Source organism: Melaminivora jejuensis (assembly GCF_017811175.1).
Taxonomy (GTDB): Bacteria; Pseudomonadota; Gammaproteobacteria; order Burkholderiales; family Burkholderiaceae_C; genus Melaminivora; species Melaminivora jejuensis.
The window spans coordinates 2,942,994-2,966,943 of record NZ_JACWIJ010000002.1 but is presented as its reverse complement, the minus strand read 5'-3'; the positions used below and the strand labels follow the sequence as shown (position 1 = coordinate 2,966,943).

21 protein-coding genes and 1 pseudogene are annotated in these 23,950 nt (G+C 68.7%); 13 read left to right on the top strand and 9 right to left on the bottom strand.

The annotated features are described in order from the left end of the window. Window positions 1-40: 40 nt before the first annotated feature. The gene (locus IDM45_RS14030; RefSeq protein WP_209423406.1) at window positions 41-1,315 is read right to left on the bottom strand and encodes an RNA-guided endonuclease InsQ/TnpB family protein; all 1,275 of its coding nucleotides are present in this window, start codon (window positions 1,313-1,315) and stop codon (window positions 41-43) included. Between the two features lie 167 nt (window positions 1,316-1,482). On the opposite strand from IDM45_RS14030, the gene IDM45_RS14025 reads away from it, so the two are divergent. After that, window positions 1,483-2,136, top strand: a complete 654-nt coding sequence (locus IDM45_RS14025; protein ID WP_209423405.1) for an FMN-binding negative transcriptional regulator — start codon at window positions 1,483-1,485, stop codon at window positions 2,134-2,136. Between the two features lie 18 nt (window positions 2,137-2,154). On the opposite strand, the gene IDM45_RS14020 is transcribed toward IDM45_RS14025, so the two are convergent. Continuing rightward, window positions 2,155-2,505: an acylphosphatase gene (locus tag IDM45_RS14020; protein WP_209423404.1), complete on the bottom strand. Its 351-nt coding sequence runs from the start codon at window positions 2,503-2,505 to the stop codon at window positions 2,155-2,157. A gap of 145 nt (window positions 2,506-2,650) precedes the next feature. Between IDM45_RS14020 and IDM45_RS14015 the strand changes: the two genes are divergently transcribed. Then, window positions 2,651-3,094 (top strand): OsmC family protein, encoded by a 444-nt coding sequence (locus IDM45_RS14015; RefSeq protein WP_209423403.1) that lies wholly within the window; start codon window positions 2,651-2,653, stop codon window positions 3,092-3,094. Between the two features lie 329 nt (window positions 3,095-3,423). Beyond that, window positions 3,424-3,783: a hypothetical protein gene (locus IDM45_RS14010; RefSeq protein ID WP_209423402.1), complete on the top strand. Its 360-nt coding sequence runs from the start codon at window positions 3,424-3,426 to the stop codon at window positions 3,781-3,783. 52 nt (window positions 3,784-3,835) lie between these two features. Here the strand turns inward: IDM45_RS14010 and IDM45_RS14005 are convergent, their stop codons facing one another. Beyond that, the gene (locus IDM45_RS14005; RefSeq protein WP_209423401.1) at window positions 3,836-4,135 is read right to left on the bottom strand and encodes a hypothetical protein; all 300 of its coding nucleotides are present in this window, start codon (window positions 4,133-4,135) and stop codon (window positions 3,836-3,838) included. Window positions 4,136-4,384: 249 nt separating this feature from the next. Here IDM45_RS14005 and dinG point away from each other — a divergent pair, with 249 nt between their 5' ends. The 6 genes and pseudogenes from dinG to IDM45_RS13975 all read left to right on the top strand — a co-directional run bounded on the left by dinG (window position 4,385) and on the right by IDM45_RS13975 (window position 13,427). Next, window positions 4,385-6,547: an ATP-dependent DNA helicase DinG gene (dinG, locus tag IDM45_RS14000; protein ID WP_209423400.1), complete on the top strand. Its 2,163-nt coding sequence runs from the start codon at window positions 4,385-4,387 to the stop codon at window positions 6,545-6,547. A 109-nt stretch (window positions 6,548-6,656) separates the two neighbouring features. Continuing rightward, a complete protein-coding gene (locus tag IDM45_RS13995) occupies window positions 6,657-7,172 on the top strand; it encodes a pyridoxamine 5'-phosphate oxidase family protein (protein ID WP_209423399.1) in 516 nt (171 codons plus the stop codon). A gap of 225 nt (window positions 7,173-7,397) precedes the next feature. Next, window positions 7,398-7,595 (top strand): hypothetical protein, encoded by a 198-nt coding sequence (locus tag IDM45_RS13990; protein ID WP_209423398.1) that lies wholly within the window; start codon window positions 7,398-7,400, stop codon window positions 7,593-7,595. A 139-nt stretch (window positions 7,596-7,734) separates the two neighbouring features. Further along, window positions 7,735-8,243 (top strand): annotated as a pseudogene (locus IDM45_RS13985) (C40 family peptidase). Window positions 8,244-8,379: 136 nt separating this feature from the next. After that, the gene (locus tag IDM45_RS13980; RefSeq protein ID WP_209423397.1) at window positions 8,380-9,459 is read left to right on the top strand and encodes a 3-deoxy-7-phosphoheptulonate synthase; all 1,080 of its coding nucleotides are present in this window, start codon (window positions 8,380-8,382) and stop codon (window positions 9,457-9,459) included. A gap of 392 nt (window positions 9,460-9,851) precedes the next feature. Next, window positions 9,852-13,427, top strand: coding sequence for a sensor domain-containing phosphodiesterase (locus IDM45_RS13975; RefSeq protein WP_209423396.1), 3,576 nt, complete (start codon window positions 9,852-9,854; stop codon window positions 13,425-13,427). Here IDM45_RS13975 and IDM45_RS17765 read toward each other — a convergent pair. The 4 genes from IDM45_RS17765 to IDM45_RS13960 form a co-directional block, all read right to left on the bottom strand. Continuing rightward, a complete protein-coding gene (locus IDM45_RS17765) occupies window positions 13,417-13,983 on the bottom strand; it encodes an SLC13 family permease (protein ID WP_233457670.1) in 567 nt (188 codons plus the stop codon). The two genes, IDM45_RS13975 and IDM45_RS17765, sit on opposite strands and share 11 nt — an antisense overlap. A 110-nt stretch (window positions 13,984-14,093) precedes the next feature. Further along, window positions 14,094-15,218, bottom strand: coding sequence for an SLC13 family permease (locus IDM45_RS17760; protein ID WP_233457507.1), 1,125 nt, complete (start codon window positions 15,216-15,218; stop codon window positions 14,094-14,096). Between the two features lie 628 nt (window positions 15,219-15,846). Next, on the bottom strand, window positions 15,847-16,329 hold the full coding sequence (locus IDM45_RS13965; protein WP_232654422.1) for an acyloxyacyl hydrolase: 483 nt from the start codon (window positions 16,327-16,329) through the stop codon (window positions 15,847-15,849). A gap of 280 nt (window positions 16,330-16,609) precedes the next feature. Continuing rightward, complete coding sequence (locus tag IDM45_RS13960) at window positions 16,610-17,245, bottom strand: Spy/CpxP family protein refolding chaperone (protein ID WP_209423394.1); 636 nt, start codon at window positions 17,243-17,245, stop codon at window positions 16,610-16,612. A 203-nt stretch (window positions 17,246-17,448) separates the two neighbouring features. Here IDM45_RS13960 and IDM45_RS13955 point away from each other — a divergent pair, with 203 nt between their 5' ends. From IDM45_RS13955 to IDM45_RS13945, 3 genes are all read left to right on the top strand, one after another. Next, the gene (locus IDM45_RS13955) at window positions 17,449-18,453 is read left to right on the top strand and encodes a recombination-associated protein RdgC (protein WP_209423393.1); all 1,005 of its coding nucleotides are present in this window, start codon (window positions 17,449-17,451) and stop codon (window positions 18,451-18,453) included. 49 nt (window positions 18,454-18,502) lie between these two features. Next, entirely contained in the window at window positions 18,503-19,756 is a 1,254-nt protein-coding gene (locus IDM45_RS13950) for a nucleoside recognition domain-containing protein (RefSeq protein WP_209423392.1), read from the top strand. 506 nt (window positions 19,757-20,262) lie between these two features. Then, entirely contained in the window at window positions 20,263-20,523 is a 261-nt protein-coding gene (locus IDM45_RS13945; RefSeq protein WP_209423391.1) for a DUF3297 family protein, read from the top strand. A 48-nt stretch (window positions 20,524-20,571) separates the two neighbouring features. On the opposite strand, the gene IDM45_RS13940 is transcribed toward IDM45_RS13945, so the two are convergent. Together IDM45_RS13940 and IDM45_RS13935 are read right to left on the bottom strand one after the other, a co-directional pair. After that, the gene (locus IDM45_RS13940) at window positions 20,572-22,203 is read right to left on the bottom strand and encodes an AMP-binding protein (protein ID WP_209423390.1); all 1,632 of its coding nucleotides are present in this window, start codon (window positions 22,201-22,203) and stop codon (window positions 20,572-20,574) included. 25 nt (window positions 22,204-22,228) lie between these two features. Next, window positions 22,229-22,861 (bottom strand): TetR/AcrR family transcriptional regulator, encoded by a 633-nt coding sequence (locus IDM45_RS13935; RefSeq protein WP_209423389.1) that lies wholly within the window; start codon window positions 22,859-22,861, stop codon window positions 22,229-22,231. Between the two features lie 150 nt (window positions 22,862-23,011). On the opposite strand from IDM45_RS13935, the gene IDM45_RS13930 reads away from it, so the two are divergent. Beyond that, window positions 23,012-23,923 carry a crotonase/enoyl-CoA hydratase family protein gene (locus tag IDM45_RS13930; protein WP_209423388.1) on the top strand — a complete coding sequence of 304 codons (912 nt, stop codon included), beginning with the start codon at window positions 23,012-23,014 and terminating at the stop codon, window positions 23,921-23,923. Window positions 23,924-23,950: the final 27 nt, after the last annotated feature.

Below are 23,950 nucleotides of genomic sequence, written 5' to 3'. Positions count from 1 at the left end.
GCCTCCGATCAGGCATCCGATCCTTGACATCCTCCCCCGCCTAAAGGCGTGGGATTCCTACCGCGCCCATTACAGACTCATCGCCTGAACCAATCGCCTCGGCGGGTTCCTGCTTCACCGAGGCTGCACGCTTGGCCCTTGCGGGCCTTGCACGGCTGACGTCCTCTCCACAGGCTGCTACGCGGTGTCCCCGCGCCAGTATGTTGATCGCGCCGATGTGATCGGCGTTGCCTTCGCACCCGCATTCGATGCACCTGAACACGGCCTGCGCCCTGCGGTTGTCCGCGCTCACGCAGCCGCACTCGGGGCAGGTTCTGCTGGTGTTGTGCGGCGGCACGGCAATCAGCATTCCCCCAGTCCAGGCCAGCTTGTATTCCAACTGCCGCCGGAACTCGTACCAGCCCTGGTCGAGGATGCTTTTGTTCAGGCCGGACTTGGCCCGCACGTTGTTGCCTGGCTGCTCGGCGCTGCCCTTGGCTGACTTGGACATGCTCCTCACCTGCAAGTCCTCGATGCACACCATCGCGTGGTTTTGGCTGATGGCTGTCGTGGCTTTGTGCAGGTAGTCGCGCCGGGCGTTGCCAATGCGGGTGTGAATGCGCTGGACGCGGGCCTTGGCCTTTTTCCAGTTACTGCTGAATTTGGTCTTGCGGCTCATGGCCCGCTGGTATCTACGCAAGCGGGCTTCATGCTTCTTAAAGCTCGCCAGCGGCTCCAGATAGGAGCCGTCGCTGAAGGTGGCGAAGCGGGCCACCCCTACGTCTATGCCGATGGCGGTGCTGGCCTGGGGGATGGGTTGTTCGACTTCCCGCTCGGTCTGGATGCTCACGAACCACTTGCCGCACGACTGGCTCACAGTGATATTTTTCACCGCGCCCAGCACCTCGCGGCTTTGCCGATAGCGCAGCCAGCCCAGCTTGGGCAGGAAGATGCGGCTGCTCGCTTGGTCGAGCTTGATCTGCTTGGCGTCGGGGTAGCGAAAGCTGTCCCGCTGGCCCTTCTTCTTGAACTTCGGGAAGGCAGCACGTTTGGCGAAGAAATTCTGGTAGGCCCGCTCCAAGTCCTTGAGCGTCTGCTGCAACGGGTGAACCGGCGCATCAGAGAGCCATGTCGTATCCGCACCGTTGCGCCACTCGGTGAGCAGCTTGCACAGGCCGGCGTAGCCGAGCTTCTTCTCGCCACGCGCGTAGCGTTCTTTTTGCAACGCCAGCGCCTTGTTGAACACGAAGCAGCAGGAGCCAGCGAAGCGGCGCATTTGCCGCTCTGGCTGGCCGTCTGGGCGCAGTTCGTATTTGAAGGCTTGCAGGCGTTGCATGGCTGGCTAAATATACAGTTGTTTGAGGACGGCTATGCCGTCCGCGCTATCCTTCCCCGGCCTGAACAGCGGGGCTTGCCGCGCACCGGGTCAGCCAGCCGCCCGCTCCAGCACCTGCAGCACCTCCAGCTCCACCGCGCCACTCGTCCCAACCCCAAGGCCCCGCCATGTACCTGCCCCAGCATTTCGCCGAACAGCGCCCCGAGGAGCTGCACCGTCTGATCCGCGCGCACCCGCTGGGCCTGCTGTGCCGCGCCGGCGCACAGGGTCTGGATGCCGACCACCTACCCTTTTTGCTGGACGCCGGGCGCGGCCCGAGCGGCACGCTGGTGGCCCACGTGGCACGCGCCAATGCGCTGTGGCGCGAGGTGCCGCCAGGCGGCAGCCAGCCGGTGCTGGTGGTGTTTCGCGGCGCGCAGGGCTACATCTCGCCCAACTGGTACCCCAGCAAGCAAGCCACGCACCGCGCCGTGCCGACCTGGAATTACGAGGCCGTCCACATCCACGGCCAGCTCACGGTGCATGACGACGAGCGCCACGTGCGCGGCGTGGTGGCGCGGCTGACGCGCACGCACGAGGCCAGCGAGCCAGCGCCCTGGAGGATGGGCGATGCGCCGCGCGGCTATCTGCAGGACATGCTGGGCGCCATCGTCGGCATCGAGGTCGCCATCACGCGCATCGAGGGCAAGCGCAAGCTGAGCCAGAACCGCAGCGCCGAAGACCGGGACGGCGCCATCGCCCAGCTCGAACTCGGCGGCAATCAGGCGCTGGCGGCGGCCATGCGCCAGATCGGCCAAGGCAGCACAGAGCCAGGCGGCTGAAGCGCCGTCAAGCCGCCGTCAAAGCGTCTCGCCCTGCACGAAGCCCTGCGGTGCAGGCACGGGCAGGCCTTCTTCCTGCACCTGCACGCGCTCCACGCGCGCTGCGCTGGGGCCTTGATGCGCCCAGGCGATTAGCTCCTGCACGGCAGGGCCGGCGCCGACGACCAGCGCCTCTACCGTGCCGTCGCTGCGGTTGCGCACCCAGCCGCACAGGCCCAGGCGCCGGGCCGTCTCGACGGTGGACTGGCGGTAGTACACGCCCTGCACCCGGCCATGGATGCGCAGACGGCGGGCCAGCAGCGCGGCAAGGTCAGCGGCGCAGTCGGCGGCGGGAGGGACGGGCGAGGCAGGGCGGGAGCTGTCGGACATGCGCCGACTGTAGCGCCTGACAGGGCTGCCAGCGCAGACCGACAGGGCGCTCCACCAGCCGGTGCTGAGATTGCCGCTCCAGCCGGGCGCACGCCTGCGCCCGGGCATTCCCCCGCGTTCCAAGCGCTACACAGGAGCCAGCAACATGAGCGAGAAATCCGCCTCCGTCCACTGGGAAGGCGCCGGCAAGGCAGGCCAGGGCCAGGTCAGCACCGAGACCGGCGCATTGCAAAAATACCCCTACGGCTTTGCCAGCCGCTTTGGCGACGACCGCAAGGGCACCAACCCCGAGGAAATCCTGGGCGCAGCCCACGCGGCGTGCTTCACCATGGCCGTGTCCTTTGCCTGCGAGAAGGCCGGCTTTGCCACCTGCACGCTGGACACCATGGCGCGCGTGCGCCTGGCCAAGGAGGGCGAGGGCTTCAGGATCGACCGCATCACGCTCATCCTGGAGGCGCAGATTCCGGGCATCGGCGAGCAGCAGTTCCAGCAGATCGCCGAAGACGCCAAGCGCAACTGCCCGCTGTCCAGGGCGCTGGCCGCCGTGCCGGAAATCGTGTTGCAGGCCAGCCTGAAGAATCAGGAATGAAAATCGCCTAAAACTCTTACCCAACAAGCGATTTAAGCTATATTTTTAGAAGCAACATCCTGTCATGTTGCACTGCGGTAAACTGCACGCCATGCCGTGTCTGCTGTCCCTGTCCACTCCTCGTGCCGCCTGCGGCGCGTGCCGTGGCGCCCGTGGGCAGCACACACGCATGATGATTACCACCATGACCACCGCGGCCCCCTGACGCGCGTGGGGTGGCCGCAGCGGCGGCCACTGGTGACTTTCCTTCTCTCCCCCACGAATGAAGAAACCCAGCCCGGCCCGCCGGGTTTTTTTATTGGGCTTTTTGTTGAACAAGGAGAGTTTCCATGCTGGCTGATCCATTCGTGGAAGAAGAACAGACGTCAACGCAGGTGCCGGCTGCCGTGGCGCAGCTAGCGCTGCCGCCCCTGTTGCCCCAGTTGTGGCACCTGCGCGCCCCGGCGGGGCTGTGCGAGGCCACGGCGGTGCGGGCACTGGCGCACGCAGGGCTGCTGATCCAGCGCCGCTGCTGGGTGGCGGCGGCGCAGGCGGGCGACTCGCCCGAGCTGCTGCTGGTGACCGCTGCGGCGCCGGACGCCCAGGTGCAGGTGGCGCTGGCCCGGCTGCGCCGCAAGACCGGCGCCGATGTGCAGTGCCAGCCCTGCCAGCCAGCCCCGGCAGCAGCACGAAGGGCAGCAGAAATTTGAGCCAAATCCGGCCCAAACCCTTGCCTGGCAAGCGCTGGCAGCTATCAAGAAATCATTTTTTCTGCTTGCTGGGAACGGTCGGCTTGCCAACGCTGTGCGCGCGCAATTCCTCGTCGGTGTCCTGCAGGCCGCGCTGCACGTCGCGCCAGCCCTGCTGCACCTGGGCATCGGGCTGGCCGCCGGTCATGTCCTTGTTCTGGTCGCGCTCGTGCGGCAGGTGCGGTTCGGTGGCCGGGGCGTCGGGCTTGGCCGGGGCGTTCAGGTCGATGCCGCGCACATCGGCGAGCCTGCCGGGCGGATCGCGATCCTGGGGCGAGGTGGGCACGGGCGGGGCAGGGCGGTCGGCAGACATGGGAAACCTCTCTTTTGCTGCTGTGCAAGGCATGGGGCGACGGTCGATGCTCACCTCCCGCCCCCAGGCATGGCGTAGGCCTGCGCCGGCTGCTGGCATAGTCCCCAGCGGCCACAGGCTTGCCGCGCTGGATTACCATCCTGGATGAAAACACAGTAAGGCGCTGCGCCAAGCAGCCACCCTTTCCCCGCCATCGTGCCTTCCCCCTCCAGCCCCGCCGGCCTGTTTCCCGGCCCACCCCCTTCCCCCATGTCCACGCAGCAATGGGCCGATGAGGCCTTGCACAGCTTCGAGGCAGTGGTGCAAGCCAGCGCCGGCTTTCGCGCGCGCGAGGGCCAGCGGCGCATGGCCGAGCAGGTGGCGCAGACCTTTGCCGGCGCCGAGCTGGGCAAGGCCGAGGACGAGGCGCACGAGCCGCAGCGCGCCATCGCCGTCATCCAGGCCGGCACCGGCGTGGGCAAGTCGCTGGCCTACAGCGCGCCCGCCGTGGCGCTGGCACTGGCACGCGGCACGCGGGTGCTGATCTCCACGGCAACCGTGGCGCTGCAGGAGCAACTGGTTCACAAGGACTTGCCGGCGCTGGCCGAGCACCTGCAGCAGCCCGTGCGCTTTGCCCTGGCCAAGGGGCGCGGGCGCTATGTCTGCAAGCTCAAGCTGGAGCGCCTGGCCGGTGGCGGCAGCGACGACGATGACGAGTGGAGCGGCACGGACGACCTGTTCGGCCCAGCCGAATCGGCTCAGCCGGCTACGCGCCAGGCGCAGCTCTCGCGCGTGCAGTTCTACGCCAGCATGGCCGATGCCCTGTCCTCGGGCGAGTGGGACGGCGACCGCGACACCCTGGCCACGCCGCCCGAGCCGGAGGCCTGGTCGCCCGTGGCCGCCGAAGCGCATTCGTGTACCGGCAAGCACTGCCCGCTGTTCTCGCGCTGCACCTACTACGATCGGCGCCGCGAACTGGTGGCCGCCCAGGTCATCGTGGCCAACCACGACCTGCTGCTGTCGTCCATCGGCGCGCGGCTGCTGCCCGAGCTGGACAACTGCCTCTTGATCGTCGATGAGGCACACCACCTGCCGGGCACGGCGCTGTCGCAGTTCGCCTGCGAAGCCGACCTGTCGCGCCTGGCCTGGATCGACAAGCTGGCCAGCCGCGCGCTGCGCATCGGCCAGGCGCTGGAAGTGGAGGAGATCGCCGACATCCCCAACCACTCGGCCCGGCTGCGCGCGGCGCTGCAGGATGCGGCGCGGCTGGTGGCGGATGTCTATGGCAGCGCCCTCAAGGCTGCGCCGCGCTTTGGCAGCGCTGCCGGCCAGCCGGCGCGCACGCGCGTGGCCGGCGGCGTGCTGCCTGAGGCGCTGGCCGAACCCTTCCAGCAGGTCGTGCAGCACGCCGAGGGCTTTGCCGCCGCGCTGCGGGCGATTTCCAAGGCGCTGCGCACGGCCATGCGCGACAACCCGGACGAGTCGCGCCGCCTGTCGCAGCTGTATGCCCAGGTCGGCACGCTGGCGCCGCGCCTGGATGGCGTGTACGCCTGCGCCCAGCTGCTGCTGCAGGACGCGCCCGAAGGCGCGGTGCCGGCGGCCAAGTGGTTCACCCAGGCGGTCGAGGGCGACTACATCACCCTGCGCGCCCATGCCTCGCCGGTGCTGCCCGGCCATGCGCTGCGCCAGCACCTGTGGGCGCAGGTGCGCGGCGCGGTGCTGACCTCGGCCACGCTGGCCAGTTGCGGGCAGTTCGACTTCTTTCTGCGCGAGGCCGGCCTGGCGGGCGATCCTGCCGTGCAGACCCTGGCCGTGGACAGCCCCTTCGACTACGCCCGCCAGGGCACGCTGGTGGCGCGCGAGACCCGCGCCGAGCCGCGCGACGTGCAGCAGTTCACCGCCGAGATGGTGGACGCGCTGCTGACCGACCTGGCCCTGGTCGAGGCCGGCGCGCTGGTGCTGTTCACCTCGCGCGAGCAGATGCGCCGCGCGGTCGATGAGCTGCCCACCGTGCTGCGCGCCAGCGTGCTGGTGCAGGGCCAACTGCCCCGGCGCGAGCTGCTGGCGCGCCACCGCCAGCAGGTGGCGGCTGGCCAGCCGTCCATCATCTTCGGGATGCAGTCCTTTGGCGAAGGGCTGGATCTGCCCGGGCAGCTGTGCGAATCGCTGTTCATCACCAAGCTGCCCTTTGCCCCGCCCGATGACCCGGTGGGCGAGGCGCGCGCCGAGTGGTTGCGCGCGGCCGGGCGCGACCCGTTCTCCGAACTGGTGGTGCCGGCCACCGCCATCCGGCTGGCGCAGTGGGTGGGCCGGGCCATCCGCACCGAGGACGACCGCGCCCACGTCTATTGCTACGACAAGCGCCTGGTGCGCACCGGCTATGGCCAGCGCCTGCTGGCCGGCCTGCCGCCGTTTGCGCTGCAGCGCGGCTGAAGTCCGCGTCAGACAGCCCCCACAGCCGCGCTGGCGGCGCACCGACCCGGCCCGCGCCGGTGCGCCCATAGAGTGATCTCTCACGCTTTCTTGCCAGGAGACCAACCACATGGCCACCGACCACCACTCCGACAGCCAAGCCGACCGCGAGGCGCTGTTTGCGCGCATCAAAGACATCCGCTTCGGCATGTTGACGCACCGCGATGCCCAGGGCATGTTGCACGCGCACCCGCTGACCACGCTCGACCAGGACATCGCCGCGCAGGCGCAGTTGCATTTCTTCATCCCGCGCGGCAGCGAACTGCACGAGCGCCTGGCCGCCGACAGCCAGGTGGCACTGAGCTACGCCAATCCCAAGGAGGACTGCTACGTGTCGATCTCCGGCACAGCCGCCTTCATAGAGGATGCAGCGCGCAAGGAGGAGCTGTGGACGCCCATGGCCAAGGCCTGGTTCCCGGACGGCCCGGGCGATCCCAACCTGGTGCTGCTGGCCGTCAACATCCAGCACGCCGAGTACTGGGACGTGCAGGACAGCAAGCTGACCCAGCTCTACAAGCTGGCCACCGCCGCCATGACCGGCGAGCGGCCCAAGGAGCTGGGCGAGCACCGCGAGTTCGATCTCTGAGAGCGTGTTTACGGTCCCCGCGCGGGTGCGCGAGCGCGGCCTCGGGCGGTCTGCGGCGTTGCAAATCCTCGCGATAGCACGGGCTATCGCTGCGGTTTGCGCCTGGCAGCCCATCCCGATCCGCACCCGCGCCCCTGCGCGCGGAGATCGTAAACACGCTCTGAGGCCTGTTCGAGAGGTCGCGCCCCGGCGCCCCATCCATCACCACCACCCAAGGAGCACGCCATGCACCCGCAGAACACCGACACCGACAAGGACGTGGACGACACTACCGGCAAGGGCCGCGAGACCGAGCGCCTGGAGCAGGACGAGATCCTGCAGACCAGCAACAAGCAGTCCGCCCAGCGCCGCGACTTGGAGAGCAACATCGGCAGCGACAACCAGCCCATGGAGCGCCGTGGCACCAACATGGACAAGTTCTGAGGCACCGCCAATAGCCTTGGCAGGCTACTGAAAACATAGCTATCGCCGCTTGCTGCACAAGGGTTTGCGGCGTTTTTCATTGAAATTTCCGAAGCAGCGGCAGCGCCATGAAACGACGCTGCTGCTACCCTGCGGCCCCATGGGCCACTTGCTTCGTGTCCGCATCCCCCGCTCCGCCGCCTGGGCCTTGGCCGCTGCCGCGCTGCTGGCCGGCTGCGCCTCGCCGCCATCGCCGGGCCGGGCCAGCGCCAGCCGGGCGCCGGCGTATTCGCGTCTGTCGGCCCAGCAGTCCAGCGACATCGCCATCCACGCCCTCGGCCTGGTCGGCACGCCGTACCGCTACGGCGGCAACACCCCGAAGGGGGCTTCGACTGCAGCGGCCTGATCGGCTACGTCTATGCCAGCAATGCCGGCGTGGCGCCGCCGCGCACCGTGGCCCAGCTCAGCGGCTTTGGCGCGCCGGTCGCTGCCGGCGAGCTGCGCACCGGCGACCTGGTGGTCTTTGGCCGGGGCGCGGCCACGCACGCCGGCATCTATGTCGGCCAGGGGCGCTTCGTCCATGCGCCCTCCAGTGGCGGCACGGTGCGGCTGGATCATCTGCAATCGCGCTATTGGGCGAAGCAGAACGCGCGCTTTCGCCGGCCCTGAGGGGCGTTGGGCGTCAGGCGCTGTGCGTGGACGGACGCGGGACGCACGGCCATCTGCACGGCGCTGGACGAAAATCCTCCCCACCGCACAACGCACAACGCACAACACCCATCGCACAACCTCCCCCACAACGCCCATGACCCCCGCCACCCTGGACACCACCCGCATCGACGACCTGCGCATCCGCGCCGTGCGCCCCCTCATCACCCCGGCGCTGCTGCAGGAAGGGCTGCCCACGCCGCCGGCTGCGCAGCAACTGGTCGAGGACAGCCGCGCCGCCATCGCGCGCGTGCTGGCTGGCCAGGACGACCGGCTGATCGTCGTGGTCGGCCCCTGCTCCATCCACGACCGGGACGAAGCGCTGGAGTACGCGCGCCGCCTCAAGGCCGAGGCTGATGCGCTGGCCGGCGAGTTGCTGATCGTCATGCGCGTGTACTTCGAGAAGCCCCGCACCACCGTGGGCTGGAAGGGCTACATCAACGACCCGCACCTGGATGGCAGCTTCGCCATCAACGAAGGCCTGGAGCGCGCCCGCGCGTTGCTGCTGGACATCCTGGAGCTGGGCCTGCCGGTGGGCACGGAATTCCTCGATCTGCTCAGCCCGCAGTTCATCAGCGACCTGGTCAGCTGGGGCGCGATCGGCGCGCGCACCACCGAGAGCCAGAGCCACCGCCAGCTGGCCAGCGGCCTGTCGTGCCCGGTGGGCTTCAAGAACGGCACCGACGGCGGCGTGCGCGTGGCCGCCGATGCCATGCTGGCCGCGCGCGCGCCGCACGCCTTCATGGGCATGACCAAGATGGGCCAGGCGGCGATCTTCGAGACACGCGGCAACGGCGACTGCCACGTCATCCTGCGCGGCGGCAAGGCGCCCAACTACGACACCGCTCATGTCCAGGCGGCCTGTGAGCTGCTGGCCAAGAGCGGCCTGCGCGAGCAAGTCATGATCGACCTGTCGCACGCCAACAGCAGCAAGCAGCACGCGCGCCAGATCGAAGTCGGGCGCGACGTGGCCGCACGGATCGCCGGGGGCGACGCGCGCATCACCGGCGTGATGATCGAGAGCCACCTCAACGAGGGCCGCCAGGACATCGTGCCCGGCCAGGCGCTGGCGCACGGCGTGTCGGTGACGGACGCCTGCATCAGCTTTGCCCAGACCGTGCCGCTGCTGCGCGCGCTGGCCGCAGCGGTGCTGGCGCGGCGCCGGCCAGCGCGCTGAGAGCGTGTTTACGATCTCCGCGCGCAGGGGCGCCGGTGCGGATCGGGATGGGTTGCCAGGCGCAAACCGCAGCGATAGCCCGTGCTATCGCGAGGATTTGCAACGCCGCAGACCGCCCGAGGCCGCGCTCGCGCACCCGCGCGGGGATCGTAAACACGCTCTGAGAGCCCAGGCCGGGGCGCTGGCCGCAGGGTGTAGGATTCCGTTTTCGCCTCCTGCAGCATCCGCAGCCCCGGGCCAGCCGCGTTTTCCTGTCAACGTCATGCAGTTGCGCACCCTTCCGACCACATCCCCAGGCGCCTGCCCGCTGCCGTGCTGGCGCCCAGCAGGCGCGGCACGCTGGCGCTGCTGCAGCGCCGGCAGCAAGGGTTGGCAGGCGCCGGGCCGCAGGCATGAAGAGCCCGCACACCTCCACAGCACCCAGCGGCGCGCAGCCCCAGACCCCCGACGAGCTGGATGCGCGTCTGGCGCGCCAGGCGCTGGAGGAAGCGCGCGCCCATGCTCTGCTGCTGCAGGTGCAGCAACTGATCAGCACGCGCACGCAAAGCCTGGAGCAAGCCCTGCAGCAGGCCGTCCAGGTGGTGCTGGAGCTGACCGCTGCCCAGGCCGCGCGCATCGAGCTGTACGCCGGCACGGTGCGGCAGTTCAGCGCCGGCCAGCCGCTCGATGCGGCACTGGCCAACGTCCACGACTGTCGCGGCACCCACGGCGCGCCGCAGCGCGACCACATCCGGATGCCGCTGCAGGCCTCGGGCAGCACGCTGGGGATGCTGCACCTGTGGGCCGAGCCCGAGCGCCACGTGGCTGACCAGCACCTGGAGCACATCCATCTGCTGGCCGGCTCGCTGGCCGCAATGGTCGAGCTGCGCCGCATGGACGAGCGTCTGCGCGCCTCCGAGCAGCAATACCGCGCGCTGTTTGCCAGGCACGCCCAGCCCATGTGGGTGTGCGAACAGGGCAGTCTGCGCCTGCTGGCCGTCAACCACGCCATGGCCCGGCACTACGGCTGGAGCGAGGGCGAGCTGCTGGCCCTGACCATGCACGCCCTGTGGCCGCCGGCGCAGCGCGGCGAGGTGGCCGCCGCCGTGGCCCGCGCCGGGCGCAGCCGCACCCCGGTGCAGTGGCGCCATGCGCGCCGCGATGGCGCAGGCGTGGACATGCAGGCCGTGCTGGGCGAAACCCTGTTCGAGGGCCAACCGGCCTGGCAGGTGCTGGCCAGCGACATCAGCGAACGCCTGCGCATGGAAGCCGAGCTGCAGCGCGTCAACCGCGCCCGGCGGATGCTCAGCGCCTGCAGCCAGATGCTGCTGCGCGCCACGCACGAGCAGGAATTCCTGGACGCCGTGTGCAGCATGACGGTGGACATCGGCGGCTACGTGCTGGGCTGGATCGGCATGGTGCGCAATGACGAGGCCAAGAGCATCCAGGTGCTGGCCCGCGCCGGCCAGCATGGCGAGCACCTGGACGACGCCGAGCTGACCTGGTCGCACGCACGCCACGAAGGCCACGGCCCTGCCGGCAAGGCAGCGCGCAGCGGCCAGACCGTGATCGTGCGCGACCTGGGCGCCGGCGAGGGCTTCCACCCGTGCGCCGCCGTGCTGGCCCGCCTGGGCCTGCACGCCGTGGTCTGCCTGCCGCTCAAGACCGCCGACCACACCTTCGGCCTGCTGTACCTGTATGCGCCGCAGGTGCTGCACATCGGCGCCGAGGAAACCCACCTGCTGGAGACCCTGGCTGCCGACGTGTCCTACGGTATCCAGAACCTGCGCACGCGCGCCGAGCAGCAGCGCCTGCAGGCAGCGCTGCTCAAGGTGGCCTCGGCCGTGTCGGCGCACGTGGGCAAGCAGTTCTTCGACCAGCTGGCCGAGGACATGGCGCAGGCCCTGGGCGCCCAGGTGGCCTGCATGGCCCGGCTGCTGCCCGTGGCCGCCGGCGCGCCGGCGCGCATCCGCACCCTGTCCTACGTCAGCCAGGGCCAGGTGCAGGCCAATGGCGAATATCTGCTGGAGGGCACGCCCAGCCAGCACCTGCTCAGGCACCGCCAGTTCGTGGTCGCCGACCACGCGGCGCAGCTGTACCCGCGCGCGCCCATCCTGCAGGCCAGCGGCGCGCGCAGCTACGTCGGCCAGCAGCTCACGGACAGCGATGGCCGGCTGCTGGGCCTGCTGTTCGTGGCCTTCACCGAGCCGCTGGAGCACTCGCAGTTCATCGTCCACATGCTGCAGATCTTCGCCGCGCGCGCCAGCGCCGAGTTGCAGCGCCAGCAGTCGGATGCGCACATCCAGCACCAGGCCTCGCTGCTGGACGAGGCGCGCGACGCCATCGTGGTGCGCGACATGCACCAGCGCGTGACCTACTGGAACCACGGCGCCGAGCGCCTGTACGGCTGGCGCAGCGACGAGGTGCTGGGCCGCAGCATCACCGACTTCCTGTACCACGACAGGCAGCCCTTCGACCGCGCCATGCAAGCGCTGCTGCGCGACGGCGACTGGAGCGGCGAGCTCACCCAGCACCACCGCAATGGCCGCCGGCTGGAGATGGAGGGCCGCTGGACGCTGGTGCGCGACGAGCACGGCCAGCCCGAGTCGGTGCTGGCCATCTGCACCGACATCAGCGAGCGCAAGGCCAGCGAGCGCGAGATCCAGCGCCTGGCCTTCTTCGACACGCTCACCGGCCTGCCCAACCGGCTGCAACTGCTCGAACACATGGGCGATGCGCTGCTGGCGGCGCGCCACAGCGGCAGCGGCGGCGCGCTGCTGTTCATCGACCTGGACAACTTCAAGACGCTCAACGACACCCTGGGCCACGACAAGGGCGACCAGTTGCTGCAGATCGTCGGCCAGCGCCTGCTGGGCTGCACGCAGGGCGCCGCCGTGGTGGCACGCCTGGGTGGCGATGAATTCGTGGTGCTGGTGCAGGGCCTGGGCGCCAGCGCGGCGCAGCGCGAGCAGGCCGCGCGCGCGCTGGGCGAGCGCGTGCTCAAGGTGCTGGGCGCACCCTACGCGCTGGCCGGCGGCTACCAGGTGCGCAGCACGCCCAGCATCGGCATTGCGTTGTTCGACAGCACCCTGACCACCGTGGGCGATGTGCTCAAGCAGGCCGACATGGCCATGTACGGCGCCAAGAAGGCCGGGCGCAACACGCTGCGCTTTTTCGACCCGGCCATGCAGCACGCCGTGGCCGAGCGCGCCCAGCTGGAGGCCGAGCTGCGCGAGGCGCTGGCGCAGGGCGAATTCCTGCTGATGTACCAGCCGGTGGTCAACGACGCCGGCGACATCGTCGGCGCCGAGGCCCTGGCGCGCTGGGCGCACCCACGCCGGGGCATGGTCTCGCCGGCCGTCTTCATCCCGCTGGCCGAGGAGACCGGCCTGATACTGCCGCTGGGGCGCTGGGTGCTGCGCACCGCCTGCGCGCTGCTGGCCGCCTGGCAGCGCCAGCCGGCGCTGGCGCACCTGACCATGGCCGTGAACGTCAGCTCGCGCCAGTTTCGCGACGCCGGCTTCATCGACGAGGTGGTGGGCGTGCTGCGCGAGACCGGCGCGCCGGCACGCCAACTCAAGCTGGAGCTGACCGAGAGCCTGCTGGTCGAGGACATGCAGTCCACCATCGCCACCATGGAGGCGCTGCGCGCGCATGGCGTGGGCTTTTCGCTGGACGACTTCGGCACTGGCTACTCCTCGCTGGCCTACCTCAAGCGGATGCCGCTGGCGCAGCTCAAGATCGACCAGAGCTTCGTGCGCGACCTGATGCAGGACGCCAACGACGCGGCCATCGTCAAGACCATCATCGCCCTGGCTGCCAGCCTGGACTTGCAGGCCGTGGCCGAGGGCGTGGAGACGCCCGAGCAGCGCGACTGGCTGGTGGACGCCGGCTGCACGCAGTTCCAGGGCTATCTGTTCAGCCGCCCGCTGCCGGTGGATCAGCTCGAACGCCTGCTGCACGAGCAGCCCGGCCTGTTCATGGATTGAAGGGCCACAGCAGCGGGATGAAGACCACCCCGGCGATCCAGAAGATCAGGTTCAGCGGCGCGCCCACCTTCAGGAAGTCCGAGAACTTGTAGCCGCCGGCGCTATAGACCATGGTGTTGGTCTGGTAGCCCACCGGCGTCAGAAAGCTGGTCGAGGCCGAGAACGTCACCGCGATCAGAAACGGCGTGGCATCCGCCTCCACCAGCCGGGCCGTGGAGATCGCAATCGGCGTGAGCAGCACCGCCGCCGCCGCGTTGCTCATCATCTCGCCCAGCAGCAGCGCCATCAGGTACAGCACTGCCAACACCACGTGCGGCCCCCAGCCGCTGGCCAGGCCGATGGTGTGCTCGACGATGAACTGCGCCGCACCGCTGTTGTTCACCGCCGTGCCCAGCGGCAGCAACCCTGCCATGAGCAGCAGGATGCGCCCGTCGATGGCGTCGTAGAGGTTGTCCACATCGATGCAGCGCGCCAGCACCAGCGCCACGGCGCCGGCCAGCGCGGCGATCGAAATGCTGACCAGCCCCAGCGCAGCGCTGGCCACCACCGCCGCCATGACCAGCAGCGCAAACGGCGCGCGCCAGTCCTGGGCCTGAGGCGCGGCGCGCTCGGACAGCACGATGATGGAGTTGCTGTTGCGCAGCCGCCCGACCTCGGCCTCGCGCATCAGCACCAGCAGGATGTCGCCCACGCGCAGGCGCACGCCATCCAGGTGCTCGCGGATGACCTGGCCGCGCCGCTGGATGCCCAGGATGGCGTTGTGGCGGGGCAGGCGCCGGTCAACCACCTGGATGCTGCGCCCGAGCAGGGGGAGTTGGGCGGCACCATGACCTCGACCATGAGCTGCTTGTCCTGTTCGGCCTCAGCCGCCGCATCCGGCGCCGGTGCCGGCGTCCGGCCACGCGGGCGCGCCTGGGCCTGGTAGTGCAGCTTCAAGTCCTGGCGCAGCCTGTCCAGGTTCGACCAGCGCCCGCGCACCAGCAGCACGTCGCCGGGCTGGAGCTTTTCCGACTTGGGCCACCACAGGCGCTGTTCGCCGCGCCACAACTGCAGCACATAGACCTTGTGCTGCTGGGCGATGTCGGCCTGCTCCAGCGTCTGGCCCAGCGCCGGCGAGTCCTCGCCCACCAGCAGTTCGGTCACGTAGTGGCCCGACTCCTGCACTGTCGGCAGGTCGGACTGGCCCTGGCTGGGCAGCAGCCAGCGCCCCAGCGTCAGCAGGTACAGGCAGCCCGCCGCAAAGCAGATCAGCCCCAGCGGCAAGAACTCGAACATGGAAAAGCCCCGGTGGCCCAAGTCCTGGGCCACCGAGTTGACGATCAGGTTGGTGGAGGTGCCGATCAGCGTACACACGCCGGCCATCTGCGCGACATAGGACAGCGGAATCAGCGCCTTGGTCGGCGCCATGCCGATGCTCATGCTGGCATTCATCACGATGGGGATGAACACTGCCACCACCGCCGTGTTGTTGACGAAGGGCGCAATCAGCGCCATCAGGCCGAACAGCATCAGCAAGAAGGCCGTGGGCGAGTGGCTCTTGCCCAGCAGCCGTCCCACGGCCGACAGCGCGCCGGTGCTCTCGATGCCGGCGGCCAGGATGAACATGGCGGCCACGGTGATGGTGGCCTCGTTGGAGAAACCGCTCAGCGCCTCGGCGGGCGTCACCAGGCCCAGCAGCGTCAGGCTGACCAGCACCAGCAGCGCCACCACGTCCATGCGCAGGCGCTCGCTGATGAACAGGTACATCGCCACGGCGGCGATGCCCAGCACGAGGGCGATCTGCAAGGTCATGGCCGGCCTCCTCCTGTTTTCCATGAAAACTGCCTGAAACCCTTGCCAGGCAAGCGTCTCCAGCTATCAATTTTTGTTGGCAGTGCAGCGCTGTGCGACCGCTGCGCGGCGCACCTTGCGCTGCGCCTTGTTATTCATTCAAGGCTTTATCAATACATAGTGGTAGTAGTAGGGCCGCGCCGGCGCTGTGGACAAGTGCTTTTATGGCAATGCTGGCGCGCACTTGCGCCACCTGCCAGGCTGTGCCCGACCATGCTTTCGCGCTGCTTGCGGTTTGGGCACAACTTGCGCCGGCGGGCCGGGGCTGTGGATAAGTGGAAACTTGCAAAAAACGCCTCCCCAGATTTATCCACAGCCGTGGCGCACGGCGTCCTGGAAGGTTGTGCGATGAGCGTCTTGCGTTGTGCGCCGCAGGGCCGGCGGCGGTTCACGCAAAGCGCAGGACGCACGATGCATGACGCACCTCAGAGCGTGTTTACGATCTCCGCGCGCAGGGGCGCGGGTGCGGATCGGGATGGGTTGCCAGGCGCAAACCACAGCGATAGCCCGTGCTATCGCGAGGATTTGCAACGCCGCAGACCGCCCGAGGCCGCGCCCGCGCACCCGCGCGGGGATCGTAAACACGCTCTCAGAAGTGCAGCGCATAGCGCAGCTGCACGAAGTTGTTGCCTGGATTGGGGTGCTTGATGCCGGCGTTGGAGACGTGCTGCACGCGCAGCGCCAGCTCGTGCTGGCGGCGCGCCCCCAGGCGCAGGCCGGCGCCCAGGTGCGAGGCGAAGTTGAAGCGCGTGCTGAATTCGCGCTCGGGCGTCTGATAGCGCTTGTCGGCCAGGGTCGCGCCGATGCCGGCCTCGACAAAAAAGGCCGAGCGGCCCTGGTCGGGCGTCAGGCGCAGCACCGGCGTGATGCCCAGCAGCGTGCTGTGGCCACTGCCGCCGGGCGCGGCGTCGAACGACCAGCGGCTGACGTAGAAATCCCAGTGCCCGCGCAGCTCGCCGCCCCACAACTGGCGCCGAAAACCCTGCCAGGGCAGCGTGGCGCCCAGGGTCAGCGCATCGGTGCCGCCGCGTGCGCGACCGGCCTGGACATAGATGGCCGGCGTGTCTGCCATCCTGTCAGCCGCCGCCGAAGGACTGGCAGCCGGCTGGGGCACCTGGGCCAGCAGCGGCGGGCTGGCCAGGAGCAGGGCACAAACGACTGCGCCGCCCACGCCAGGGAGGGCGGTCGGGCGGCGCGAGAGATGCAGGGCAGGCAGGGGCATGGTGGAGTCAGGGGTGGCACAAATGTGCCGCCACTGTAGGGGCCGCCTCCTGGCGCACCCTGTAGTCCGCCACCGCAACGCCGCGCCAGTGGCCCGGCGCTGGCTGGAGTTGGGCGATGAGCGGCTGTGCTTACTGCTGTGCAGCCTGGCCCGGGCCGGCGTGGTGCTTGCCGTGCTGCTGGCCGTGCATGGCGTGCATACCGTGGCCGCCCTTGCCGAAGCGGCTCATCATGCGTGCGCCCTCGGCATCGAAGGTCTTTTGCTGCTCGGGCTGCAGCGCGGCGTAGAAGGCCTTGATGGCCTCGCCCCGGCGATCCTGCTCGGCCGCGCGCTGGACGCGCAGCTCGCGCATCCGGTCGATGCGCTCGGGCGTGCTGAGCTGCTTCCAGTCCTGGCGCGGGCCGGGCGCCCAGGCCTGTGCATCCGGCTGCATGGCCTGCTGGAAGCTGGCCCAGGCGTTTTCCTGCTCGGGCGTGATGGCCAGTTTTTGCTTGAGCGCGGCGGTGCGGCGCTCGTGGCGCTGCTGGCGGGCCTGCTGGCGCTGCTCGGGCGTCATGTTGCGCCACTGGGCGTGCTCGGCGTGCCCGGCGTGGGCGTTGCCTGCGTCGTGCCGCGCGCTGGCCGTGGCGTTGGCCAGGGCTGCGGCAAGCGAGTTGTCGGGCTGCTGCGCCACGGCGGCGGTAGCGCCGGCCAGCGCCAGCAGCGCGGCGCAGGCGCCGGCAATGAGGGTGGAGCGGGCGGAACGGGTGGTGTGGTTGCGGTTCATGGCTGTCCTTCTTTCCAGGTGGTGGGTTGCGATGGAAGTCAGTGTGCGCCGCCGGTGTGTCGCCCGCGTGTGGCAATGCTGCGCGTGTGTAAAGTTGCGGCGCGCTGGCGCGTATTCCAAGTGTTTTTGGCATGAAATCAGCCTCAAACCCTTGTCTGGCAAGCGCTGGCAGCTATCTTTTTAGATTGGAAGGCAGTATTGCAGTGTTCAAGAATCTCATCGCCTATCGCATCGCCCCAGGCTGGCAGCCCGATCTGACGGCCCTGGAAGACGCCCTGGCGAAAACCCCCTTCACCACCTGCGGCGCCACCCAGGAGCGCAGCGCCGGCTGGGTGCCGCCGCGCGGCGAGGCGCATGGCCCGCTGGCCGAGAGCGTGGCCGGCCAGTGGATGCTGCGCTGGCATAGCGAGGCCAAGGTGCTGCCGGCCAGCGTGCTGGCGCGCAAGGTGCAGGAAAAGGCCGAGCGCATCGAGCAGGAAACCGGCAGAAAGCCCGGCAAGAAAGAGTCGCGCGAACTCAAGGACGAGGCCAGGCTGGACTTGTTGCCGCTGGCCTTCACCAAACAGGGTGGCGCCTGGGTCTGGATCGACCGCGAGGCGCGCACCCTGGTGGTCGATGCCGCCAGCCAGAGCCGCGCCGACGAGATCAGCAGCGCCCTGGTCGAAGCCTTGCCCGGCCTGGCGCTGGCGCTGATCGACACGCAGATCAGCCCACAGGCCGCCATGGCGCAGTGGCTGCGCGAGCACGAGGCGCCCGCCGGCTTTGCCATCGAGCGCGAGTGCGAGCTCAAGAGCGCGGCCGAGGACAAGGCCGTGGTGCGCTACGCCCGCCACCCGCTGGACATCGACGAGGTGCGCGCGCACATCGACGCCGGCAAGCTGCCCACGCGCCTGGCATTGAGCTGGGACGACCGGGTGTCCTTCGTGCTGACCGAAGGGCTGCAGCTCAAGAAGGTGGCGCTGCTGGATGCGGTGCTCGACGGCCAGGACGAGGACGGCGGCTTCGACGCCGACGTGGCCATCGCCACCGGCGAGTTGTCCCGCCTGCTGGCCGAGCTGGTGCAGGCCCTGGGCGGCGAGGGGCGCAGCGCCGCCATGCCGGCGCGGGCCGGCGCGGCGGCATCCGCTGGGCAGCCAGGCGCCGCAGTGCCCGATGCGGCCCATGCAGCCGACGTGGCCGACGTGGCCGACGACGATGCGCCGTTCTGAGCCTGCAGCGCCCTGATCCGGACAAACCGGCAAGAAAGGAAGGCCTGGCATGGCCATGAACTGGGTCTGGGTCGGCCTGCTGGCCGTCGGCATCGCCACCGCTGCGGTGCGCGCCGCGCTGGGCGAGGCGGACATCTTCGGCGCGCTCCTGAAAGCGCTGTTCGACGGTGCGCGCTCGGGCTTCGAGATCTCGCTGGGCCTGGCCGGCATCATGGCGCTGTGGCTGGGCCTGATGCGCGTGGGCGAGGCCGCCGGCATGGTGCAGTGGCTGGCGCGCTTGGCCTCGCCGCTATTGGTGCGCCTCTTTCCCGGCGTGCCGGCGGGGCATCCGGCGCAGGGCGCGATGACCATGAACGTCTCGGCCAACCTGCTGGGCCTGGACAACGCCGCCACCCCCATGGGCCTGGCGGCCATGCGCGAGCTGCAGACGCTCAACCGCGAGAGCGAGGGCACGGCCAGCGACGCGCAGATCATGTTCGTCGTCATGAACACCGCCGGGCTGACGCTGATCCCGACCTCGGTGATCGCCATGCGCCAGAGCGTGGCCGTGCAGCAGGGCCTGGGCGCGGGCTTCAACGCGGCGGACATCTTCCTGCCGACCCTGCTGGCCACGGCGATCTCGCTGCTGTCGGCAGTGCTGGCCGTGGCCTGGCTGCAGCGCCTGCCGCTGCTGCGCCCGCGCGCGTTGCTGGTGCTCGCTGCCATCGCCGCGCTGCTGGCTGGCGTGCTGGCGCTGTTGGCCCGGATGCCGGCCGAGCAGGCCGCGCGCATCACCGGCAGCGTGGGCGCGGCAGCCATCCTGGCGGTGGTGCTCATGTTCGTGCTGGCTGGCGCCTGGCGGCGCATCAACGTCTATGACGCCTTCGTCGAAGGCGCCAAGGACGGCTTTGGCGTGGCGGTGCAGATCATTCCCTATCTGGTGGCCATCCTGGCGGCTATCGGGGTGTTCCGCGCCGCCGGCTGCATGGACGCCATCCTGGCCGTGGTCGGGCGCGGCGTGGCGGCGCTGGGGCTGGATACGGGCTTTTTGCCGGCGCTGCCGGTGGGGCTGATGAAGGTGCTGTCGGGCTCGGGCGCGCGGGCGCTGATGGTCGATGTCATGCAGGCGCATGGCGTGGACTCCTTCCCGGCGCGGCTGGCGGCCATCATCCAGGGCTCGACCGAGACCACTTTTTACGTGCTGGCCGTGTACTTCGGCAGCGTCGGCGTGAAGAACACCCGCCACGCCCTGGCCTGCGCCCTACTGGCCGATGCCGTGGGCGTGCTGGCAGCCATCGGCGTGGGCTACGCGCTGCTGCGCTGAATTCTTTCCTGCCCTCTTTCCCTCTTTTTGACGACAGCGCCCGCCAGGGCGCTTTTTTTCGCCTGTCGAGTTTCGTCTGTCGGATGTCTGCAGTGCGGGGTGCTGCGCCACTACCACCACTATCCATTGACTTCACTATGTCAGATTAGTAGTCGTAGTAGAGTCAGCCCCGTCCTGTGGATAAGTCAGGAATTCTTTTTTGTTTCAAATACTTGTACCCACCAAAAGGCTGGGGGCCGGGGGCAGTGCGGCGGCGCCCGGTTTTGGGGACAAAGGGCGCAGATGCGCCCGTCCTGTGGATAACCATGGGCTTGTCCTGCAACCCTGCTCAGGTTTATCCACAGGCTAGATTTTTTGCGGTTTCATGGCCAAAAAGGCTTGAAACCCTTGCTGGAAAAGCGCAAGCAGCTATTGAAAAATGAGCAAAAGCAACTCTGGCCGATAATCGCCAGCCGTTTTTCCTTCACCACTTCACTTCACTGCTGCTGCCCTGCAGCGCACATCCCATGAGCACACCCACGTCCGACGCCCTGCTGCCCCTGCCCGACCGCCTGTCGATCGATCCGCGCAGCCCGCACCACGCCGCCGCTGTCTTTGCCCAGCCGGTGGAGATCGGCATCCGTTTCAACGGCAAGGAGCGCTTCGACGTGCAGGAGTACTGCGTGAGCGAGGGCTGGATCAAGGTGCCCGCGGGCAAGACGCTAGACCGGCGCGGGCAACCGCTCTTGATTACGCTGAAAGGCAGCGTGGAGGCGTTCTATAAATGACGACAGCCGCCTGGACAGGCGGCTGTTTCGTTGTGAGCAGCTACGCGCTCAAAGGCGCTGCAGGTCGCCCTGGCGCGCCAGTTCCCTCAGACGGAATTTCTGTACCTTGCCGGAGCCGGTCAGTGGAAAGGCGTCGCAGACGAACCAGTGCTCCGGCGCCTTGTGCGGCGCGATGTGCTGGCGGCAGTGTTGGCGCAGCTGTTCGGCGCTGCAGGCCGGGGCGTCCGGGCGCAGTCGCACGGCCGCGGCCACCTGTTCGCCCCAATGCGCATCGGGGATGCCGAAGACCGCCACGTCGGCCACGGCCTCGTGCTTCATGAGCGCTGTCTCCACCTGGGCCGGATAGATGTTCTCTCCGCCGCGGATGACCATGTCCTTGAGCCGGCCGGTGACACGGCAGTAGCCTCTTTCGTCCATGACGCCCAGGTCGCCAGTGCGCAGCCAGCCGTCTGCCAGCAGGGTTTGTCGGGTCGCCTCGGGCTGGCCGTAGTATTCGAGCATGGTCTGGTAGCCGCGGGCCTGGATTTCTCCTTCTTGGCCGATGGGCAGCACTGCGCCGTCGGGGTCGGCAATGCGCACCTCCACATTCCACAGCGGCTGGCCGGCGGTCTGGGCCTTGTCCTGCAAGCTGTCCTTAGGGGAGGTCTGGCAGACGATGGGGCTGAGTTCTGTCTGACCGTAAACCGTGACCAGGTCGCAGCCCAGCTCACGGCGCACCCGTTCGGTCAGTGCTGCGGGAACCGGTGCGCCGCCGGACAGTGCCTGCGCCAAGCTGGAGATGTCATAGCTCTTGGCTTTTCGCTGCTCCAGCAGGGCCAGCAGCATGGTGGGCACCGCGCCAATGTGGGTGCCGCGCTCGTCCTGGATGGCCTGCAACACCAGGTCGGGGTCGAACACTGCCACCAGCACCAGGGTGGACAGCGTGTTCACGCAGCCCAGCACGCTCATCACCGAGCCAGCGGTGTGGAACAGCGGCATGGGGCAGATGTAGACCTCCTGTCCCTGCCCGGCGCGCGCGGCCACGTAGCTGGCGTTGGTCACCAGCCCCATGTGGTGCAGCAGCGCCCCCTTGGGCTCGCCAGTGGTGCCAGAGGTGTACTGGATCTGTGCCGGACCACGCGGATCCACCGGCGCCAGCGCGGCGTCGGCGGGGCAGGCCCGCACCTGGGCGAGCCAGCCGGAAAATGTCACCACGGCCAGTCCGGGGCGTGCCAGGGCACCCGCCATGGCCGCCATGTCGGAGCCTCGGAACTGGTCGATGTGGAACAGGGCGCAGGCGCGTGACTTCTCCAGCACGTACTGCAACTCCTGCGAGCGCAGAGCCGGGTTGGCCGTGACCAGCACCAGTCCCGCCAGCGAGGCGCCGTACTGCAGCACCACCCACTCCGGCACGTTGGGTGCCCACACGCAGATGCGCTGTCCAGGCTCGAAGCGCTGCAGCAGCCAGTGCGCGCAGGCCACGGCATCCCGGTACAGATCGGCATAGGTCCAGCGGCGCTGCGTGCTGTCGGCCGCCGTGAGGGACGCCCAGGCGGCGGGCAGCTTTTCCACCAAGGCCCAGACGTGCGGTGCCTGCTGGGCTGCTTCGCGCAGGGCCTGGCCCTCGGTTTTCTCGAGCAGGGGCCGCGAGCGGTCGGCGGGCCAGTACGAGTGCTGTAGCGGCGTTGGGGGAAGGGCCATGAGGAGTCTCCTTTTTTATGTCAGATCAGGGAATGGCGGGATCAAGAGGCAGAAGTTGCCTGGTTGCCCAGATCCACTGCTGCACCAGCGTGGCAGTGGACTGCGGGTTGCTGCGCAAAATGCCCGAGACGGCCAGGCCGCGCACGAACTCCAGGCTGGTGTTGACCACCAGCTCGTAGGCCGGCGCGTCCCGCAGGGGCGCGAAGATGTCGTCCAGCACGCGCTTGCGGTCGTGCAGCGCGCGGCGCTCGGCCTCCACCAGGGTCGCGCGCAGCTCGCTATCGGTGCGGGCGACGACCCATAGCTCGATCTCGGCGAGGAAGGAGGGCTCTTTCATGCTGTCGACCAGGATGTGGATGGCGCGCTCTAACGGATCGGCAGCCCCGCTCTTGCGTCGCAGCCGTTTTGATACGGCCTGCTCATTGCGCGCCACGATGGTTTCGATCAGCGCATCCATCAGGTCGGCATGCGTGGGAAAGTGGTGCAGCAGCGCGCCGCGACTGACCTCGGCGCGCCGTTGTACTTCCAGCGTGGTGGTACGTGCCACGCCCAGGTCGATCAGGCAACCCATGGCGGCCGACAGGATGCGCACGCGCGTGGCCAGCTTTTGCTGCTCCCGCTGGTTAGGGGCTTCGGTGGACATTCCCTTTGTAGACATAGAAGGGCTTTCAGTCGTTTGATTGACAGTCAATGTTGACTGTAGGAGTTTTTATAAATACAGTCAACACTGACTGCCAAATACGTGCTTCCGTGCAGCGGTGACGCCGTGGGCAGTCCTGTCTAGACAACGAAGCCAAGGAGGCCAACCATGCCGCGCTACACCACACTCCAGATCGAAGCAGACGCACGCAACCCGCGAGTGGCCAGACTGCTGCTCAACCGGCCCGAGCGGCTCAACGCCATCAACGATGAGACCCCGCGCGAGATCCGCCAAGCGGTGGAATGGGCGCAGGACAACCCGGACATCCACGTCATCGTGGTGGAAGGTGCGGGCAAGGGTTTTTGCGGCGGCTACGACTTGGCTTATACGGCCGAGCAGAAGATCGAGCACCCCTGCCAACAGGAAAAATATCCGTGGGACCCCATGGAGGACTACGCCTTCATGAAGCGCAATACGGAAGATTTCATGAGCCTGTGGCGCTGCAGCAAGCCGACCATCGCCAAGGTGCACGGCGCCGCCGTAGCCGGTGGCAGCGACATTGCGCTGTGCTGCGACCTGCTGGTGATGGCTACGAACGCGCGTATCGGCTACATGCCCACGCGGGTATGGGGTTGTCCCACCACGGCCATGTGGGCGCACCGCCTGGGCCCGCTGCGCGCCAAGCAGATGATGTTCACCGGCGACGTGATCAGCGGCGCCCAGGCCGCCGACTGGGGCCTGGCCAACTATGCGGTCGATGAGGCCGAGCTGGAAGCCGCCACCATGCGGCTGGCCGATCGCATCGCTGGCGTGCCGCGCGGCCATCTGGCCATGCACAAGCTGGTGGTGAACCAGTTCATGCTGAACGCGGGGCTGGAGCAGGGCCAGATGCTGGCCACGGTGTTCGACGGCATCACGCGGCACAACCCCGAAGGGCTGTGGTTCCGCCGCTATGCGCAGGCGGAAGGCTTCAAGGCGGCGGTGCAGTGGCGCGATTCGGGCCGCGCCATCCCCGAAGGGGACGAGGCGCGCGCCGAGATCGCACGCATGGAAGCGGCCACGCGCGAGGCTGGCGGCTGATGCCCCTTTGCGGGGAAGAGGGGCCGG